The sequence below is a fragment of the Streptomyces sp. NPDC053474 genome (assembly GCF_044544845.1).
Lineage (GTDB): Bacteria > Actinomycetota > Actinomycetes > Streptomycetales > Streptomycetaceae > Streptomyces.
In genome coordinates this window covers 18,389-36,976 of the sequence record NZ_JBITXV010000033.1, presented here as the reverse complement: position 1 = coordinate 36,976, position 18,588 = coordinate 18,389, and the positions used below count along the sequence as shown (strand labels likewise).

Genomic DNA, 18,588 nt, shown 5'->3' with positions numbered 1-18,588 from the left:
GCGCCGCGCGGGCTCACCGGGGCCGGGTCCCCGCGGGGGGGGGGCCCCGGGGGGGGGCGCCGGCCCGGCGGGGGGGGGGGGCCCGGGGCGGGGGGGGGCCCCCCCCCCCCCCCACGGCCCTCTGCTCCCCGCTGCCCGTCGCTCATGATCGCCACGCTAGTTCAGCGCGGTCCTCACGGACTCCGTCCGGGGTCGCGGCCGGGCTCGGCCGAAAGCACTAGGACCAGCGAACGCCCTGTTCGAAGGCGCCCGCGAGACGTTCGGGGGTGAGCAGCTCGGCCAGCCGCTCGGCGGGCAGCAGGCCCTTCTCCAAGGCGAGTTCGGCGACGCCGCGACCGGTCCGCAGGGCCTCCTGGGCGATGGCGGTGGCCGCGGTGTAGCCGATGTGCGGGTTGAGCGCGGTGACCAGGCCGATGGAGTTCTCCACGGAGGCGCGCAGTGCTTCGGTGTTGGCGGTGATGCCGCCGTCAGGGCCCGCGACGCAGCGCTCGGCGAGGGTCAGACAGGCCGCCCGCAGGGACGTGATGCTCTTGGACAGGGCGTGCAGGATGACCGGCTCGAAGGCGTTGAGCTGGAGCTGACCGGCCTCGGCCGCCATCGTGACGGTGAGGTCGTTGCCGATGACCTCGAAGGCGACCTGGTTGACGACCTCGGGGATCACCGGGTTCACCTTGCCCGGCATGATGCTCGAACCGGCCTGGACCGGCGGCAGATTGATCTCGTTGAGCCCCGCGCGCGGCCCCGAGGACAGCAGCCGCAGGTCGTTGCAGGTCTTGGAGAGCTTCACCGCGATGCGCTTGAGGACGCCGGAGAGCTGCACGAACGCGCCGCAGTCCTGGGTGGCCTCGATCAGGTTCGCGGACGTCACCAGGGGCAGTCCGGTGATCTCGCACAGGTACCGGCGGGCCGTCTCGGCGTAGCCCGGCGGGGTGTTGAGGCCGGTGCCGATGGCGGTGGCGCCGAGGTTGATCTCGTGCATCAGCTCGACGGCCTCGGACAGGCGGCCCCGGTCCTCCTCCAGCATGACCGCGTACGTGGAGAACTCCTGGCCGAGGGTCATCGGCACGGCGTCCTGGAGCTGGGTGCGCCCCATCTTCAGGACGTCCCTGAACTCCACGGCCTTGGCGGCGAACGCGTCCTGGAGCACGGCCATGGCCTGGAGCAGCCCGTGCACCGCCGTGATCGTCGCGATGCGCAGGGAGGTCGGGTAGGCGTCGTTGGTGGACTGGCTGAGGTTGACGTCCTCGTTGGGGTGCAGACGCGCGTACTCGCCCTTGGCGTGGCCGAGGAGTTCGAGGCCGCGGTTGGCGACGACCTCGTTGACGTTCATGTTCGTGGAGGTCCCGGCGCCGCCCTGGATGACGTCCACGACGAACTGGTCGTGCAGGTGCCCCGCCCGGATCTCCCGGCAGGCGGCCACGATGGCGCGGGCCTTGTCGGCGGACAGCAGGCCCAGCTCCTCGTTGGCCCGCGCCGCCGCCTCCTTGACGGCGGCGAGCGCGTCGACGAGCTGCGGGTAGATGGAGATCGGGACGCCCGTGACGGGGAAGTTCTCCGTGGCGCGCAGCGAGTGGATGCCCCAGTACACGTCCGCGGGCACGTCGCGCTCACCGAGCAGGTCGTGCTCGCGGCGGGTGCGCGGGGGCCCGGCCGGGGTGTTCGTGGCGGCCGTGCCGATCGGACGGTCGGATGCGGCGTCGGCGGCGGGCCGGGCGGGGGCGGTCATGGGGTGGTCCTTTGTGTCCTGTGGTACGAGGGGTGGCGCGGGAACGCGTGTGGCAGCGCGGGGAGGGGGTGGGAGACGGGCGCGGGTACGCGCGTCAGGCGGCCGAGGCCGACGCCTGGCCTTCGCCCAGGTCCGGGGTGCCCAGGAGCTGTCGCAGCAGCGCGTCCCGCCGCTGGGGTGCGACGTCCGCGAGCAGCGCGGCGAGGACGGCGATGCGCGCCTGCCCGGCGCGGAGGGTGCCGGTGAGGACGGCGCCCGCGGCGGCCAGGTCGACCGCGCCGCCGCCGGTGTAGATCTCGGCGACCGGGCCGGAGTGGACCCGGGTGGTGAGGGCCACCAGGACGCCGCGGTCCACGGCCGCCGCGACGGCTTCGGCGAACCGCGGTGTCGCGTTGCCCGCTCCGGTGGCGACGAGCACGATGCCCCGCGCTCCGGCGGCGACCGCGGCGTCCAGGAGCAGCGGATCGGCGTCGCAGTGGTGCATCACGATGTCGACGCGAGGCAGCGGGTCCGAGCCCACGGGCGCGGGCAGCGGCAGCGGCCCGGGCCGCTCGGGGCGCCGGTCGATGTCCACGCGCCCGAAGCCGAGCCGCCCCACGGGCTGCCCGGACGGGTCGGCAAAGGGGTGCGCGGCCAGGGTGTGGGTCTTCACGGTGCCGCGCGCCGCGTGCACCGTACCGTCGAAGACGATCAGGACCCCCATGTCCCGTACGGTCGCGGCGACTTGCAGGGAGTCGTACACATTGCCCGGGCCGTCGCCGTCGGCGGCGCCCAGCGGGCGCTGCGCGCCGGTGAAGACCACCGGGCGCGGGTCGTCGTGGTGCAGGTCGACGAAGAAGGCCGACTCCTCCAGGGTGTCGGTGCCGTGCGTGACGACGACCCCGGCGACGCCGGGGTCGGAGAGCGCCTCGCGCACCGCGCGCAACAGCGTGAGCTGCCGGGCGGAGGTCATGCTGGAGCTGTTCACGTTGAACAGGTCGACGACCTCGACCGTGACGCCGTCCGGCACGGCGGCCTGGGCCAGGACCTCGCCGCCGGAGGCGTCGGCGGCGTACCCCGTGCCCTGCCAGCGGCTGGCGATGGTGCCACCGGTGCTGATGACGACGACCCGCCGCGGGGCCGTCGGGGATGCCAGCTGCGTCATCGGCGCGGGCCTGCCTCTCCATGAGTCGCGAGTGCGGCCGACGCCACGCGTGGCGCCGCGCGGCCGCATTGATCGACGGCCCGAGGTTCACGGACAGTCACGCCGCAAGAATAGGCGAGCACCCGCGCAACCCGATTGCGATATCAACCCGCAGATGCCGGTTTCTATGGTGCAGAATTGCGCCATGGACCGAATTGACCTCGATATCTTGCGCGAGCTCCAGCAGGACGGCCGCCTCAGCAACCAGGAGCTGGCCCAGCGCATCGGCCTCAGCGCGTCGCCCTGCATGCGGCGGGTGCGGCAGCTGGAGCAGGACGGCGTGATCCAGGGCTACCGCGCGGTCGTCGACCCGGAGGCGGTCGGCCGCGGCTTCGAGGTCCTGGTCTCCATCGAGGTGCGCCGGGACCGCGAGACGGTCGAGGCGTTCGAGGCCGCCCTCCACGACATCCCCGACGTCATCGAGGCGTACCGTCTCTTCGGCAGCCCCGGCTGCCTCCTGCGCATCGCGGTCGCCGACCTGGCCGCCTACGAACGCCTGTGGATCGAGCGCCTCACGACCCTGGACGGGGTCACCGAGGTCAACTCCCAGATCATCATGAAGCGCATCAAGGAACCGCGCGGCCTTCCTGTGGACCGGGTGCCGAGGTCCTGAGAGGTCGCTGTTTCCGGCCCCGCGAACAATTCCGGCTCCCGGCTCACGGCAGATTCCCTGCTCGCCGCCCACCTCTGTAATCAAGTCCGTCCGCTTCATTGACATCTCACTCAGAAGACCTGACTTTGGGAGCGCTCCCATAACAGTCTCGCAACTGGAAGGAGTCCCCCCATATGCGCACCCAGAGCCCGTTAACCGGGCGCTCGACGACGTCCCTCCGTCGGTCTCTCCAGGCGCTCGTCATGCTGTTCGCCGCGGTTGTCGGCGCCCTCGCCTGGTCGACCCCCGCCCAGGCTCACGGCACCGTCGTCGGCCCCGCCACCCGCGCGTACCAGTGCTGGAAGACGTGGGGCAACCACCACACGGACCCGGCCATGCAGACCCAAGACCCCATGTGCTGGCAGGCCTTCCAGGCCAATGCCGACACCATGTGGAACTGGATGAGCGCGCTCCGCGACGGCCTCGGAGGCCAGTTCCAGGCGCGGACCCCCGACGGGACACTCTGCAGCAACAACCTGTCGAGGAACGCCAGCCTCGACAAGCCCGGACCGTGGAAGACCACCACCATCGGCAACAACTTCTCGGTCCAGCTGTACGACCAGGCGTCCCACGGTGCCGACTACTTCAAGGTCTACGTGAGCAAGCAGGGCTTCGACCCCAAGACCCAGACCCTGGGCTGGAGCAACCTCGACTTCATCACGCAGACCGGCCGCTTCGCCCCGGCACAGAACATCACGTTCCCCGTCCAGACCTCCGGCTACACCGGACACCACATCGTGTTCGTGATCTGGCAGGCCTCGCACCTCGACCAGGCCTACATGTGGTGCAGCGACGTGAACTTCGGCTGAGCCGCACAGCACCGCACACGGCACCGGCCGCTGCCGGGCGCCGGTAACCCACCGCCCGGCCGACCGAGCCCCGTCGGGGCAAGGGCCCCATGTGGTCGCCCTGCTCCGACGGGGCTTCCCGCGTTCCTCACTTGACGCTGTCGCGGATCTTCAATGGTCGGGCTCAACTGCCGAGGATCCGAAAGGACTTCGACCGGGGATCTCGTTCTGGTCCAGGAAGGCCGTGAAGGCTCTGGGCGCACGTGCGACACGAATGGGCCACGCGAGATGCGGACCACGCACCTGGTGGTGAATCTTGACGTGGCTCACCCCACGGTTTCCTGAACAGCCGCGGATCGACGCGGTTTCCCGTGGCCTGAGCCTCACCCCGTGGGCCATGACGACCAGGCCCCCTTGCTCAGCAATCTGAGTGGTTCACCACGCCGGAGACCGTGGACTGGACCGTTCCGGACGGCGTCACCGAGGTCACCGTCACCCTATGGGGCGGCGGAGGCGGCGGCGGTTGAGCGGGCGGCGACGGAGCGGTCCGGCTCACCTGGTAGCCGGGGCAGCGGAGTTCTGGCTGGAAGAGAAGGGGCCGGACCTCCTGGACGGAGGCATTGAGCAGGTCACACTCCTGCACGATGACGCCGAGGTCCACGGTCCAACGAGTCTGCGCCCGCGCCCGTGGGAAGGGACCGCATCGCCGGTGCCGACGGGCTCGCCGCCGGCACCGGCGTCTGGATCGTACGTCACCTTCGCGCGGTGGTTGGCATCCATCTGGCTGCGGCTTTGGAACCAGCTACGCGTTCTGGGTCAGGAGGCCGACGTCGATGACCTCAGCGATCAGGGTGGCGCCGCGGCTGTTCTGGTGGATGTGGTCGGTCGTGAGCACGAGGTTTCGGCGCCGCGAGATCGTGTCGAGGTCGCGGCGAAGCACGGCGTTTTGGACGAGGACGCCGAGGCCCGCTGCGGGAGTCGCCTCCCGGTAGGGAATCGGCGGTGGGCCCGCTTGGCGTAGTTCCTCGATCTGGCGTTCGTGGAGTGGAAGGTACGTCACCTTGTTGGTGGCGGCGACTTCGGCGATCATCCGGCTGTACCGCTGCGATGCCTGCGCCGCGGCTCCGTCGAGTTGTTGGCCGAGAACCGGGATCGACAGCAGACCGACCGTCGCGTCGGTCTCGGCTCGCAGTCGTTCGACGACGGCTCCCAGGCACTGCTGGAACCAGCCGGCTGACGGGCGTTCGGGGAGCTGTTTGCGCTTCATGGCCTTATCGACGCGGTAGCCGGCAAGGCTCGCTCGGGCGTCGTTGGTCCCGATCAACACGGTGATGACGTCGGGCGGGTTCGCGATGACGGCGTCGAGGCTCCGCAAGAGGTTGTAGGCGAAGTCACCGTTGGCGCCGAAGCGGGCAAGCTGCAGATCACCGGGAGGGTGGCGTCGTCCGAGGAGGCCCAGGTAGTCGACGCTCACCAGCGCGCGGGTGAGGCTGTCGCCGAGGCAGGCGATGCGCGTCGTCATGATGCTTCCGGTCCCGGCACGCCGACGCGTTCGGTCGGGTGGGTGCCGGTGCGAGGACGGTGGTCGGTGCCGAGGCCCGCGGTGATGGCCAGGATGGACGTCGGCCCGGTCATGTCGACCGCGTGCCATACCCCGGCCGGGTTGATGGTGGCCTCGCCGGGCCCGAGCAGAACGCGGTCGGGCACACCGTCCAGGTCGCGGGTGACCGTCACCGACCCGCTGAGGCAGACGACCAGTTCGTCGCCGGCGGGGTGGCGTTCCCAATGGTCGCCGGGGCCATCGCCGTCGAAGATCATCACCATCCGGCCCTCGGCGCCGTCTGCCGCAACCGCGGCGCTGTAGGCCTGGAGCGCCTCCGGATCCCAGGCAAAGCCCTCGACGGGTTTCGCTGTCGATCCCAGTCCGAGGTGCACGGGGGTGGTCCGCAGGTCGATGGCGTTGTGTTCGTTGACGAGTCTCATGCCGACGATCGTCACACCGCAGCGATCAGGTGGTCTTGAAGGAATGGGAACACAAGCCGACGCGACGGGCGGTCGGTCGGTCGGCGACTACCCGGTCCCGAGGAGGACCTCACTGTCACGCCAGGCCGTCGGCGTTCGGCCCGTGAACTCCCTCCAGTCCCGCACGAGGTGGGCCTGGTCGGCGTAGCCGGAGATGGTCGCCACATCGGGCCACGGGAGCCGGTCCCGCGCCGTCGCCAGGTCGTGCGCGTGCTCGAAGCGGAGAACGCGGGCGACGGCTTTCGGCGACAGGCCCAGCTCGCCGCGGAACCTTTCGGTGAGGTGCCGGCGGCTCCAGCCTATTTCCGCGGCGACCGCACCGACCTGGACACAGCCCCGTGCGGCGACGAGGCGGCGCCAGGCCTCGGCCACCTCGGGGCGCATCCGGCGCACATGGTCACTGCCGACGCCACGACCAACAGCTCGCAGGAGCAACTCGTCCAGTACGGTGAACCGCGCTGGCCATGTCGATGCCGCTCGGAGCCGGTCGGCCAGTTCGACGCCAAGCGCTCCGAGAAGCTCGTCCAGTGGGACCAGTCGGTGGGCGAGCACAGCGGCGGGCATGCCGTAGATGGCCCGAGCCCCTAGCGGTGTCAGCGCCACCTTCACACCTTGCTGGCGTCCGTCGTGGTGGATCGCGACGGACCGGTCCATCAGACCTCCGGCCACACTGCCGAATCGGGTGACCGGTGACCCGTCGCCCACGCCCGCAGCCACCTCCAAAGGGTCTGACAGGCTGATCACCGCAGTGAGAACGCGACTCGGCGGGCCGCAGTGCACCCCCGCCGCGAGCCCGCGGAGGTCGAAACCGACGTACGAGTCGACGTACCGCCGCAAGGCGGGCGCCGGACGTGCACAGATCCCGGTGGCCATGCGACCTTCCTCCCTACTCGGAGTACGAGCCGGCGAGCCCGGCACGTTCATCGGCCGGACCGCCGTGCCGCTCCCCAGTCCGGTCCGCGTCCACCACGCACGGCACGTCCTCGGCCAGCCCCAGCACGCCACGCAGATGAGCCGGTGCGGACCCAGGAACCTGGTCCAGCCTCGGGACGTACCCCGGGCTCGCGGTGCGCTCGATCGACGTCACTGACACCCCGAAACAACACGATCCACGGCGTCCGCGTACGGGCGACCGTGCGCAGGGAGAGGCGTGCACTCAGGGGTTGAAGGACAAGCTCAGGACGCCATCTCGGAGCGCAAAGTGAAGGGACGCCGAAGGAGAGCGGGCCTACCGTCACCCGTCGCCGCACGGGGAAGTGAATCGTCACCGGTGCTTCGCCGAGCCCCACCCCTTTCCTCAGGTTCTCCTCCCATTCACCCTCAATGACGTGCCGAGCAAGCCTCTTAGGTTTCACACACGCACACCACCCCCGGCCCCGCTCACTTCCGCAGCCAGTAGCTCACCGTCTCGCGCCACTGTTCGAACAGGGCCCGGTCGCCGATGACCTCGGGCTCCTGGCCGAGGGCCGCATCACGCTGGTAGAGGGCCAGCAGGAGGGCCGTGGCCGGGCCGCGGACCGCCACCGCGGCCTTCTCGTGCACGGGCCGGGTGGTGATGGCGTCGCCGGTGAGGTCGACGAACCACTCCCCCGCGCTCGCGGGCTCGGCGTCGGTGGCGTGGAAGTGGACCGTGCGGCCGGGGCCGAGGAGGGCACGCAGGTGTTCGTCGGACTCGTAGACCTGCGGCAGGACGGTGAACTCCATCCACTCGCCGACGCCGATCAGCGCGACGTCCGTGGCGAGGGTGTACGGGCCGCCGACGGCGACGGCCGCGTCCGCCCGGTGCAGGACCGTCTCGAGCAGCATGCGCCGTGCCCAGAACTCCGGGGTGCCGCCGGGCGCGGGCGTCCACACCGGGGCGTCCGGTCCCGCCTCGCGCAGGGTGTCGGCGAGGCGCGCCGCGCCCTCGACCACCCAGTCCGCGAGCGCGGCGGCGTCGGCGCGGTCGTCCCCGGCGACGTCGTCGACCTGGTCGTGGGGCACCGGCCCGCCCGCCCGGGTGCGGACCACGGCCTCGGCCCAGCGGTGCGCGCCGCCCACGTGCCGCAGGAGGTTGCCGAGACTCCAGCCGGGGCAGGTCCGCACCGGAACGGCGAGGTCGGCGTCCTTGGCCTGGGCCCTCAAGTGCTCGGCCTGCGTGCTGATTTCGGATACGTGACGATCGAAGGTCACCTTGGTCATGGCCTCACGGTAGATCATGCCGTCGGGACTCGGCGCGGGCTTTCATCACGCCACCACGCGGACCCGTTCCCGCCACCGCCCACGCGTCACGAGGCGGTCGCCAGGAACTGCGTGGCCGCGAGCTCGCCGTACAGCGGGTCCGCCGCCACGAGTTCGTCGTGCGTGCCCGTCGCGCGGACCCGGCCCGCGTCCATGACGACGATCTGGTCGGCCAGCGTCACCGTCGACAGGCGGTGGGCCACGACCAGGACGGTCACCTCGCGGGACACCTCGGCGACGACGTCGCGCAGCGCGAGTTCGTTGACGGCGTCGAGCTGCGAGGTGGCCTCGTCCAGGAGCAGCAGCCGGGGCTTGCGCAGCAGGGCGCGGGCGATGGCCACGCGCTGGCGTTCGCCGCCGGAGAGCTTGGAGCCGCGGTGGCCGACCACGGTGTCGAGGCCGTCGGGCAGCCGCTCGACGAGGGCGTCGAGCCGGGCCCGTACGAGGACGTCGCGCAGGTCGGCCTCGGTGGCGTCCGGGGCGGCGAAGACGAGGTTCTCGCGCAGGGTGCCCGCGAGGACGGGGGCGTCCTGCTCGACGTAGCCGATGGTGGCGCGCAGGTCGGCGAGCGGCCAGTCCTGTACGTCCTTGCCGTCGACGAGGACACGGCCGCCGGTGGCCTCGTAGAACCGCTCGACGAGTCCGAACACGGTGGTCTTGCCCGCGCCGGACGGGCCGACGAACGCGGTCATGCCGGGGCCGGGGACGGTGAAGGTCACGCCGTGGTGGACCAGGGGCAGCCCGGCCTGGTAGCGGAAGGTGACGTCGTCGAAGGCCACGGCGGCGGGGGTGTTCTCCGCCCCGGCCGCGCGCGGCGAGGGCTCGTCGAGCTCCTCGGTCTCCATGCGCTCGGCCCGTACGATGCGGGCGACGGCGGCGGAGCCCACCTGGTACTGGGTGACCGCGTCGACGAGTCGGCTCACCGGGTCGATCAGGTAGAAGAGCAGCATCAAGAACGCCACCAGGGTGGCCACGGAGATCGCCTCGGAGGCGACGCGCGCGCCGCCGACGCCGAGCACCGCGAGGAACGACACCTGGATGGCGAAGCCCATGGAGCTCCACGCCACGGCCTGCCACTTGGCGGACTTCACGCCGTGGCGCCAGGCCTCGTGGGCGGCCTCCTCCACGGCGGCCATCTCGCGCCGCTCGGCTCCGGAGGCCTTCAGGGTGCGGAAGGCGCCGAAGGCACGCTCCAGGGCGGTCGAGATCATGCCGACGGCTTCCTGGGAGCGCTCGGTCGCCTTGGAGATCTGCGGCATGACGAGGGCGGTGGCACCGCCGATGAGGACGATCACGCCGAGGGTGACGCCGAGCAGCACCGCGTCCATGAAGGCCATCATCACGATGGTCGCGATGACGGTGAGGGCGCCGGAGAACGCCGACACCACCGACTGTGTGGTGACGGCCTGCAGCAGCGTCGTGTCCGAGGTGACGCGGGACATCAGGTCGCCGGGCTGTACGCGCTCGATCTCGCTGACCTTCAGCCGCAGGAGTCGGCGTATCAGGGAGCGCCGGGAGTCCAGGACGACGGACTGGGCGGTGCGTTCCAGGATGTAGCTGCCGACGGACTCGACGGCGGTGCCGATGACGAGGAGCCCGGTCAGCAGGATCAGGATCGAGGAGATCGACTCGTCGTCGGACAGCCGGTTGACGAGTTCCTCGATGGCCACGGGCTGGGCGAGGCCGGTGGCCGCGCCGACGAGGGTGAACAGCGCGCCGAGCGCCACCGCGCCGCGGTGCGGCCGGAAGTGCCGGTAGAGCACGCTCCAGGTCTCCTTGGCGGGCAGCCGCTCGGGTCTGCCCGCCTCGCTCTCGTCCTTCGCCCGCTCCTCACCACTGTGTTCCGTCACGTTGTGCTCAGCCTTGGTCCGCTCGGTCGGGTCTCTCTCGGCAGGGGGCCGCTTGTCGAAGGTGGGATCTGCACCAGTCACACCTGGCAGGACGCAGTACGGGGGCACAGTGCCTGACACGCCCCACCCGCACCCCACCACCGAGTTCAAGCCACCGGACGCGAGCGGTCCGCATGCCTCTCAGCGCAGGCGCAGCCTCAGCTCGCCGACCCGCAGCAACCGGGCGAGCACCAGATAGCCGAGGACCATCGCGGCGGCACCGGTGGCGAGCGCGAGCGCGGTCCGCAGCGTGCTCGCGGCCCCTTCGGACGCGAGCCCGTGCGCGACGGCCCAGGCCAGCGCGCCCGCGGGGGCGGCGGCGAGGCCGAGCTTGCCGTAGGTGCGCAGCAGCCGCCTGCCGTCCATGCGACCTCCGAGGCGCCTGCGCAGCAGGCGTGCGGTGAGCAGCAGCCCCACGGCGTACGACAGCGTGTACGCCCCCGCCATGCCGACGACGGCCCAGCGCGCCGGGAGGAGGTGGTGGCAGGCGGTGGCCAGGGCGATGTTCACGGCGGCGATCCACGCGGCCATCCAGAACGGGGTGCGCGTGTCCTCGAAGGCGTAGAAGCCGCGCAGCAGCAGGTACTGGGCGGAGAACGGGATCAGGCCGAGGCCGAAGGCCTGGAGCATCTGGCCGAGCGGCTGCGCGGAGGCCGCGTCGGCCGTGCCGTGCCCGAACAGCAGGGTCGCCGTCTGCGGGCCGAGGGCGAGGAAGAAGAACCCGGCGGGCACGATGACGACCCCGGTCAGGCGCAGCGCGCGGGACAGCTCACCGCGCAGGTCCGCGGTGCGGCCCTGGGCCGCCGCCGTGCTCAGCCGCGGGAGCAGCGCCGTGACCAGGGAGACGGTCACGATGGACTGCGGCAGGAGCCAGATGGTCTGCGCGTACGAGTAGGCCGTGTACCCGGCGCCCGCGGTGGGCAGTCGCTGGTCGGCCGCGTTCGCGTAGTTCGTGACGACGGTGAGCGCGATCTGGTTGGCGAGGACGAACAGCAGGGTCCAGCGGGCCGCCCGGGCGCTCTGGCGCAGGCCCGCGCCGCGCCAGTCGAACCGGGGCCGGAAGCGGAAGCCAGCCGCGCGGACGTAGGGGATCAGAGCGAGGGCCTGGAGGGCGATGCCGCAGGTGGTGCCGAGGCCGAGGAGCCGGACCTGGCTCGCGGTGATGTCCCCGACGCGGTCCGGCGCCGCCATGAGGCCCAGATAGGCGCCGAACAGGGCGATCAGGACGACGTTGTTGAGGACGGGCGTCCACATCATCGCGCCGAACTTCTCCCGGGCGTTGAGGACCTGCCCCAGCATGCCGAACATCCCGTAGAAGAAGATCTGGGGCAGCAGGAACCGCGCGAAGACGACGGTGAGCTCGAACGCCTCGTGGGTGTCCGGGGTGTCCCGCAGGTACAGCCCGACGATCTCGGGAGCCGCCCACACCGCCAGTGCCGTGCCCGCGGCGAGCACGCACAGCACGAGCGTGACCAGGCGCTGCTCGTAGGCCCGGCCGCCGTCGGGGTGCGTGGTCCGGGCCCGGACGAGCTGCGGCACGAGCACGGCGTTGAGCGCGCCGCCGATCAGCAGGGTGTACAGGCCCGTCGGCACGGTGTTCGCCGTGTTGTACGTGCTGGCCAGCAGGCCGGTGCCGAGTGCGGCCGCCTGGAGGACCTGGCGGATGAGGCCCGTCGCGCGGGACACGACGGTGCCCGTCGCCATCAGGAGCGAGGACCGGGCGAGGCCGCCGCCCTTGCCGGGCCGGGCCTTGGCGCCGCGTCTCCCCAGCTTGGCGCCGCGCTTCGGCGCGGCATGCCGCCCCCTGCTGCCGCCGCGCCCCCTTCGCACGCCCCGCTCTTGCCTCTGTTGCCGCTCGCCCGGCGGTGAGACCGCCGGGACGTTCGTCCCCTCCGTCATCGCGCCAATCTACCCATAGGTAACCATCCGGCGGGAAGAGGGCGTTGGACCGGGCGGCCGCGCCCCCGCCTACGCCCGGAAGTTCTCGGGCCGTTCCGGGCTCGCCGCCGCCAGGGCCTTGGTGACCTCCGCCGTGCCCGCTCGCAGGCCGTAGACGGGGGTGTCGGGCTGCTGGCGCCAGGAGTCGTCGATGCCGCCCGCGTCGACGGTGTCGAAGCCGAGGGCGTCGATGAGGTCGCGGACGGTGCGCTTGGCCGCCTCGTCGTCACCGGCCACGGGCAGGGCCAGGCGGTCGGGGTCGCCCGCGGGCAGGGGCTTGTCGAGGATGTCCTGCGCGTAGGTGCCGTTGAACGCCTTGATGACCGGGTGACCGATGTGCTGCTCGGTCCAGCGGCTCTCGGGCAGGCCGTTCTCGATGGCCTCGATCTTGCCGTCGCGCTCCTTCGGGTAGTAGTTGCCGGTGTCGATCACGACGAATCCGTCGGCGGCCCCGTCGAACAGGCCGGGCGGCAGGTCGGGGACGTTCTTGAGCGGGATCGTCACGACGACGACCTCGGCGCCGCGCGCCGCCTCGGCCACCGTCACGGGCGTGGCCCCGGTCTCCTCGGCGAGGGCGGTGAGCGTGTGCGGGCCGCGGGAGTTCGCCACGGACACGTCGTGGCCGAGTGCGGTCAGGCGGCGGGTGAGGTTCCCGCCGATGTTGCCCGCGCCGATGATGCCGATCTTCATGAGGTCCTCCAGGCAAGGACGCGTCACGGCCCGTTGCCGTCGACGCATGTGTGCCTCCAACCCCGAGGCCGGTCGGTCTATTTCCCTGGTGAACGGAGGATGAGCCGGGGCTCGGACCCGTGATCGCCCGGCGCCGGATATTCCCGTCCAGCCATTGGATGTCCAATGACAGCGACTCACTTTCCTATTGGATCCCTATGGCCACAGCGCCTTACCTTCGGGGCATGTCGAAGATTCTTTTCGTGATGACCGGCGCCGCCCACTGGACCCTCGCCGACGGCACCCCGCACCCGACGGGCTTCTGGGCCGAGGAGGCGGTGACGCCCTACGCGGCCCTCAAGGCCGCGGGCCACGAGATCGTGGTGGCCACGCCGGGCGGTGTCGTACCGCCCGTGGACCGGGCGAGCCTCGCGCCGGAGGTGAACGGCGGCGAGCGGGGCGCCGCCGACATCGCCGCCGCGCTCGCCGCGTTCACCGAACTCCGCTCGCCCGCCCCGCTGGAGGACGTGGACCTGGACGCCTACGCCGCCGTCTTCTACCCGGGCGGCCACGGCCCCATGGAGGACCTGGCGGTCCACGCCGCCTCCGGCCGACTGCTCGCCCGCGCGCTGGAGTCGGGCACACCGCTCGCCACCGTGTGCCACGCCTCGGCGGCGCTGCTGGCCGCCACCACCGCCGACGGCACCCACGCCGTCGCGGGCTACCGCCTCACCGGCTTCACCAACGCCGAGGAGGCCCAGGCCGGTCTGGCGGACAAGGCGGCGTGGCTGCTCCAGGACCGCCTCGTCGAGGCGGGCGCCGCCTTCGAGGAGGGCGAGCCGTGGGCTCCGTACGTGGTCGTCGACCGCAATCTGATCACCGGTCAGAACCCGGCGTCCTCCGGGGCGGTGGCCGCCGAGCTCCTGAAGCGCCTGGACGGCTGAGGGCCCCGGCCCGCGGGCCCCGGACCAGGGGTGTCCTGTCCGACGTGACGCCCCCACCAGCACGTGAGGGGCTTCGGCCGGGCTGCCGGTGCTCGGCCGAAGCCGCTCTTCACGCCTTCTTGCGCATAGGTTCGGTGTTACACACCTTGTGTCACCCATGCCGTGTCGTTCGTACGTTGTGATCCCCATGTCGCGATCCGTACGCTGTGAAAGGACCGCCCCCATGAGTACCCCGAACACCCCGCGTCCCGCCGCCGCCTCGGGCACGTTCGCCCTCGGCGGCGACCTGCCCGTCCACCGCCTCGGCTACGGCGCCATGCAGCTGACCGGGCCCGGCGTCTGGGGCGAGCCCGAGGACCGTGACGAAGCCGTACGCGTGCTGCGCCGGGCCGTCGAGCTCGGTGTGACCTTCATCGACACCGCCGACTCCTACGGCCCCTTCGTCAACGAGGTCCTCATCAAGGAGGCGCTGCACCCCTACGCCGACGACCTGGTCATCGGGACCAAGGCCGGTTTCACCCGCTCGGGCCCGGGCGCCTGGCACGCGGTGGGCCGCCCCGAGTACCTGCGCCAGCAGGCCGAGCTGAGCCTGCGCCACCTCGGCGTGGAGCGCATCGACCTGCTCCAGCTGCACCGCGTCGACCCGCAGGTGCCGCTCGCCGACCAGGTCGGCGAGCTCGCCCTGCTCCAGCAGGAAGGCAAGATCCGTCACATCGGCCTGTCCGAGGTGACCGTCGAGCAGCTCGCGGCGGCCCGGGAGGTCGCGGAGATCGCCTCCGTGCAGAACAAGTACAACCTGGCCGACCGCGCGTCCGAGGACGTCCTGGAGTACGCCGAGCGCGAGAACATCGCGTTCATCCCGTGGTACCCGATGGCCACCGGCGAGCTCGCCCGCCCGGGCGGCCCGCTCGACGCCGCCGCGAAGGAGCACGGCGCCACCCCCTCGCAGCTCGCCCTCGCCTGGCTGCTGCGCCGCTCCCCCGTGATGCTCCCCATTCCGGGCACGTCCCGGGTGGCGCACCTGGAGCAGAACACGGCGGCCGCCGGGATCGCCCTGACCGACGCCCAGTTCGAGGCGCTCGCGGCCGCGGTCTGACCCCTGCCGTCACCGGTCCCGGCGCCCACCGGCCACGGTGGGCGCCGGGCCGCCCGCCCGGCCCGCGCCCCACGCGAGCAGCACCGCCGCAGCGGCGACCACACCACCGCAGACCATCACCGCGGCCGCGGACGCCCGGTCCACCACGGCGCCGCCCGCCAGCGCGCCCAGCGAGAAGGTCGCCTGGAAGGAAGCGGTGAAGAGGACCGAGGCCGCCTCCGGCGCGCCGGGCGCCGCGACGGCGAACCAGGTCTGCGAGCACACCGGCACGGCGCCGTAGGCCACGCCCCACACGACGAGCAGCGCGACCGCGCCGCCCGCCCACTGCCCGGCGACCGGAAGCGCCAGCGTGGCCAGGGCGATCAGCCCCGCCGCGACGGCGAACGCGGTCCGCGGCCGACGCGCCGCCACCGCCCCGCCCACGAAGTTCCCGACGACCCCGGCCGCGCCGTACGCCAGCAGGAACAGGGTCACCAGGCCCGGACTCACCCGCGTCACCTCGGCCAGGAAGGGTGCTACGTACGTATAGGCACCGAAATGCGCGAGCACGACGAGGAACGTCATGAGCAGCGCGAGCCGGGTGCCGGAGCGCCGCAGCAGCCCGCGCAGGACCCTCGGGTGGACGGCTTCGGCGGGCGGCAGCGCGGGCAGCAGCACCAGCATCGCCACCCACACGGCCACGGTCAGAGCTGCCATCGTGGCGAAGGCGGTCCGCCATCCGGCCACGTCCCCGATGTAGGTGCCGAGGGGTACGCCGAGAACCGAACCGAGGGGGACGGCCGAGAAGATGACCGCCTTGGCCCGCCCCACCGACTCGCGCGGCACGAGGCGTTCGGCCAGACCGGCCGCGATCGACCAGAAGCCGCCGATGGTGACGCCCACGGCGACGCGGGAGACGAGCACGAGCCAGTAGCCGGGCGCGGCCGCCGCGAGGGCGCTCGCCGCCGCGAGCAGCAGCATGAACGCGCCGAGCATCGCGCGCCGGTCCACGCGCGCGGTCGCCACGGTCACGACGGGCGCGGACAGCGCCGCCAGCAGGCCGGGCATGGTCATCATCAGCCCCGCCGTGCCGTCCGTGACCCGGAAGTCACGGCCGATGGCGGGGAGCAGGCCGATGGGCAGGATCTCCACCGTCACGATGGCGAAGATCCCCCACGTGACCGTGGCGACGGCCAGCCACCGCACAAGCGGAGGCCGGTCGGCCGTGGTGGGGCCGTCAGGGGCGGGCAGGGCTGCGGCGGCGATGGCGGAAGGCATGGGTCCGTCCTGGTGAGGGGCTGATCGCGAGCCTCAGTCCAGCAGGGGCGCGGCCTGCGGTCTGGCAGGTACGCGACGCCGTAGTCCGGGGCCGACGTCCTGTCGGCCCGGCCGTGTGCCTCTCGCCCCGGGAGCTCGCCGTGTGCCCCGCGCCCGGGAGACTGCCGCGCACCCCACGTGTCCCGCACCCCACGCCCCGGGAAGCCGCCGCACGCCCCGGAAGGCTCCTACGCGCCCGCACGCCCCAAAAGACGGTCGCGCGCCCACCGCCGAGCCGCTCCCCTGACCTCGCCGGAAATTCCCCGCCCCCGCCCCACGGCGGCTGCTACCATCCCCACCATGATCACGTCCGAGTACCTCTTCGCCATGATGCCCCCGCAACGGGGCTGCTGATACCGGACGTTCGCGTTTCCGAGGCCCCGAGTCGGGGCCTCGTTCCGTTTCCGAGCGGCTTCGGAGCCCCGCCTCTCCACTGGAGGTTCCGATGACCACACCCCGTACGTACGTCACGACGACGATCCCCTACGTCAACGCCCGCCCGCACCTGGGCTTCGCCCTCGAACTGGTCCAGGCGGACGTCCTCGCCCGCCACCGGCGCCATCGGGGCGACGAGGTCCGGCTCCTGACCGGGACGGACGACAACTCACTGAAGAACGTCCTGGCCGCCGAGGCCGAGGGCGTGCCCGTGCAGGAATTCGTCGACCGCAACGCGGAGGCCTTCGAGGCGCTGCGCGCACCGCTCGCCCTGTCCTTCGACGACTTCATCCGCACCAGCCGCGACCCGCGCCACCGCGTGGGCGTGGAGCACCTGTGGCGCCGGTGCGCGGCTTCCGGTGATCTCTACCGCAAGCACTACGAGGGCCTGTACTGCGTCGGCTGCGAGCAGTTCTACACCCCGGCCGAACTCGTCGAAGGGCGCTGCGCCGAGCACGGCACCGAGCCGCAGCCCGTCGCGGAGGAGAACTGGTTCTTCCGGCTTTCCCGGTACGCGGACCGGCTGCGCGCGCTGATCTCCTCCGGCGAGCTGCGCGTCGAACCCGCCGCGCGCCGCAACGAGGTGCTCGCCCTCATCGACGGCGGCCTGCACGACTTCTCGGTCTCCCGCTCGCACACGCGCGCCCGGGGCTGGGGCATCCCCGTCCCTGACGACCCGAGCCAGGTCGTGTACGTCTGGTGGGACGCCCTCGGCAACTACGTCACCAGCCTCGGCCATGGCACCGACGATCCCGCGTACACCCGCTGGTGGGAGCGGAGCACCCGCCGCGTCCACCTCGTGGGCAAGGGCGTCGTGCGCTTCCACGCCGTCTACTGGCCCGCCATGCTCCTGTCGGCAGGGCTTCCGCTGCCCACGGACGTCCTCGTCCACGACTACCTCACCGTCGACGGCCGCAAGATCAGCAAGTCCAGCGGCACGACTGTCGACCCGGCGGAGCTGGCCGCGGCCTACGGCACGGACGCGGTGCGCTGGTGGCTGCTGCGGGACGTGCCCAGGGTCGGGGACGCGGACTTCACCCGGGAGCGGCTCGTCGCGCGGGCCGACGCCGACTTCGCCGGGGGCCTCGGGAACCTCGTCAACCGGGTCGTGACGATGGCCCACCGCTTCCGCGACGGCCGCGTCGCCCCCGCGCGGGCCGCCGTCGCGGGCACCGAGCGGCTCGACGCGGCCTGTCGCCGCGTCCAGGACGAGGTCGACGCGGCCCTGGCGGACTTCGACTTCCGGCGGGCGACGGGCGCGGTGTGGCAGATCGTGGAGGAGGCCAACCGCTGCGTCGACGCGACGCGCCCCTGGGAGCTGGCCAGGGCCGAGCGCGCCGGGGACCGCCTCGCGGGCGACCGTCTCGACGCGGTGCTCGCCGCCCTGCTGCGCGCCTGCCGCACCCTGTCCGACCAGCTCGCCCCCTTCGTACCGGAGGCGGCGGCCCGCGTCGCGGCGCAGCTGGCCGAAACCGACGGCCGCGTCCCGGCGGCGCGGCCCCTGTTCGCCCGGGTCGACGGGGACTGAGACCCGGGCTGACCCGGCTGACGCGTGGTGCTCTCGATGCCCTGGGGTGTCGAGAGTTTCCCGATCGCCGTTAGCCACTGGACTTTCGAGCACAGGATCGACTTACCTTCTTACAGCCCGTGACCAGGGAAACCCACCCACGTCACTCCGATAGCATGATCGGACTCACGACCACCGCCGCCCACCCCGACCGGAAATCCGT

At 72.1% G+C, this 18,588-nt stretch carries 15 protein-coding genes; 5 read left to right on the top strand and 10 right to left on the bottom strand.

Going from position 1 to position 18,588, the window contains the following annotated elements; translation table 11 throughout:
• Positions 1–217: 217 nt before the first annotated feature.
• Both aspA and ACIG3E_RS40515 read right to left on the bottom strand, forming a co-directional pair.
• Entirely contained in the window at positions 218–1,726 is a 1,509-nt protein-coding gene (gene aspA / locus ACIG3E_RS40520) for an aspartate ammonia-lyase (protein ID WP_399626158.1), read from the bottom strand.
• A 94-nt stretch (positions 1,727–1,820) separates the two neighbouring features.
• Positions 1,821–2,870 (bottom strand): asparaginase, encoded by a 1,050-nt coding sequence (locus ACIG3E_RS40515; protein ID WP_399626156.1) that lies wholly within the window; start codon positions 2,868–2,870, stop codon positions 1,821–1,823.
• 184 nt (positions 2,871–3,054) lie between these two features.
• Here ACIG3E_RS40515 and ACIG3E_RS40510 point away from each other — a divergent pair, with 184 nt between their 5' ends.
• Together ACIG3E_RS40510 and ACIG3E_RS40505 are read left to right on the top strand one after the other, a co-directional pair.
• Positions 3,055–3,522 carry an Lrp/AsnC family transcriptional regulator gene (locus ACIG3E_RS40510; protein ID WP_399626154.1) on the top strand — a complete coding sequence of 156 codons (468 nt, stop codon included), beginning with the start codon at positions 3,055–3,057 and terminating at the stop codon, positions 3,520–3,522.
• A 242-nt stretch (positions 3,523–3,764) separates the two neighbouring features.
• On the top strand, positions 3,765–4,370 hold the full coding sequence (locus ACIG3E_RS40505) for a lytic polysaccharide monooxygenase (RefSeq protein WP_399626152.1): 606 nt from the start codon (positions 3,765–3,767) through the stop codon (positions 4,368–4,370).
• A gap of 781 nt (positions 4,371–5,151) precedes the next feature.
• Here the strand turns inward: ACIG3E_RS40505 and ACIG3E_RS40500 are convergent.
• The 7 genes from ACIG3E_RS40500 to ACIG3E_RS40470 form a co-directional block, all read right to left on the bottom strand.
• The gene (locus tag ACIG3E_RS40500) at positions 5,152–5,871 is read right to left on the bottom strand and encodes an SGNH/GDSL hydrolase family protein (RefSeq protein ID WP_399626149.1); all 720 of its coding nucleotides are present in this window, start codon (positions 5,869–5,871) and stop codon (positions 5,152–5,154) included.
• A complete protein-coding gene (locus ACIG3E_RS40495) occupies positions 5,868–6,332 on the bottom strand; it encodes a cupin domain-containing protein (RefSeq protein WP_399626147.1) in 465 nt (154 codons plus the stop codon). The genes ACIG3E_RS40500 and ACIG3E_RS40495 overlap by 4 nt, the downstream gene beginning before the upstream one ends.
• Positions 6,333–6,419: 87 nt before the next feature.
• Positions 6,420–7,244 (bottom strand): helix-turn-helix domain-containing protein, encoded by an 825-nt coding sequence (locus ACIG3E_RS40490; protein ID WP_399626145.1) that lies wholly within the window; start codon positions 7,242–7,244, stop codon positions 6,420–6,422.
• A gap of 507 nt (positions 7,245–7,751) precedes the next feature.
• Positions 7,752–8,552 carry a maleylpyruvate isomerase family mycothiol-dependent enzyme gene (locus ACIG3E_RS40485; RefSeq protein WP_399626144.1) on the bottom strand — a complete coding sequence of 267 codons (801 nt, stop codon included), beginning with the start codon at positions 8,550–8,552 and terminating at the stop codon, positions 7,752–7,754.
• 86 nt (positions 8,553–8,638) lie between these two features.
• Positions 8,639–10,378: an ABC transporter ATP-binding protein gene (locus tag ACIG3E_RS40480; protein ID WP_399626165.1), complete on the bottom strand. Its 1,740-nt coding sequence runs from the start codon at positions 10,376–10,378 to the stop codon at positions 8,639–8,641.
• A 243-nt stretch (positions 10,379–10,621) separates the two neighbouring features.
• A complete protein-coding gene (gene murJ / locus ACIG3E_RS40475) occupies positions 10,622–12,184 on the bottom strand; it encodes a murein biosynthesis integral membrane protein MurJ (RefSeq protein ID WP_399626163.1) in 1,563 nt (520 codons plus the stop codon).
• Between the two features lie 264 nt (positions 12,185–12,448).
• The gene (locus tag ACIG3E_RS40470; protein WP_399626162.1) at positions 12,449–13,108 is read right to left on the bottom strand and encodes an NADPH-dependent F420 reductase; all 660 of its coding nucleotides are present in this window, start codon (positions 13,106–13,108) and stop codon (positions 12,449–12,451) included.
• Positions 13,109–13,332: 224 nt separating this feature from the next.
• Between ACIG3E_RS40470 and ACIG3E_RS40465 the strand changes: the two genes are divergently transcribed.
• Both ACIG3E_RS40465 and ACIG3E_RS40460 read left to right on the top strand, forming a co-directional pair.
• Complete coding sequence (locus ACIG3E_RS40465; RefSeq protein WP_399626141.1) at positions 13,333–14,031, top strand: type 1 glutamine amidotransferase domain-containing protein; 699 nt, start codon at positions 13,333–13,335, stop codon at positions 14,029–14,031.
• Positions 14,032–14,254: 223 nt separating this feature from the next.
• Entirely contained in the window at positions 14,255–15,127 is an 873-nt protein-coding gene (locus ACIG3E_RS40460) for an aldo/keto reductase (RefSeq protein ID WP_399626140.1), read from the top strand.
• A gap of 9 nt (positions 15,128–15,136) precedes the next feature.
• Here ACIG3E_RS40460 and ACIG3E_RS40455 read toward each other — a convergent pair whose 3' ends face one another.
• Positions 15,137–16,384 carry an MFS transporter gene (locus ACIG3E_RS40455; protein WP_399626139.1) on the bottom strand — a complete coding sequence of 416 codons (1,248 nt, stop codon included), beginning with the start codon at positions 16,382–16,384 and terminating at the stop codon, positions 15,137–15,139.
• Between the two features lie 484 nt (positions 16,385–16,868).
• On the opposite strand from ACIG3E_RS40455, the gene ACIG3E_RS40450 reads away from it, so the two are divergent.
• Positions 16,869–18,386 (top strand): methionine--tRNA ligase, encoded by a 1,518-nt coding sequence (locus tag ACIG3E_RS40450; protein WP_399626138.1) that lies wholly within the window; start codon positions 16,869–16,871, stop codon positions 18,384–18,386.
• The last annotated feature ends 202 nt before the right edge of the window (positions 18,387–18,588 follow it).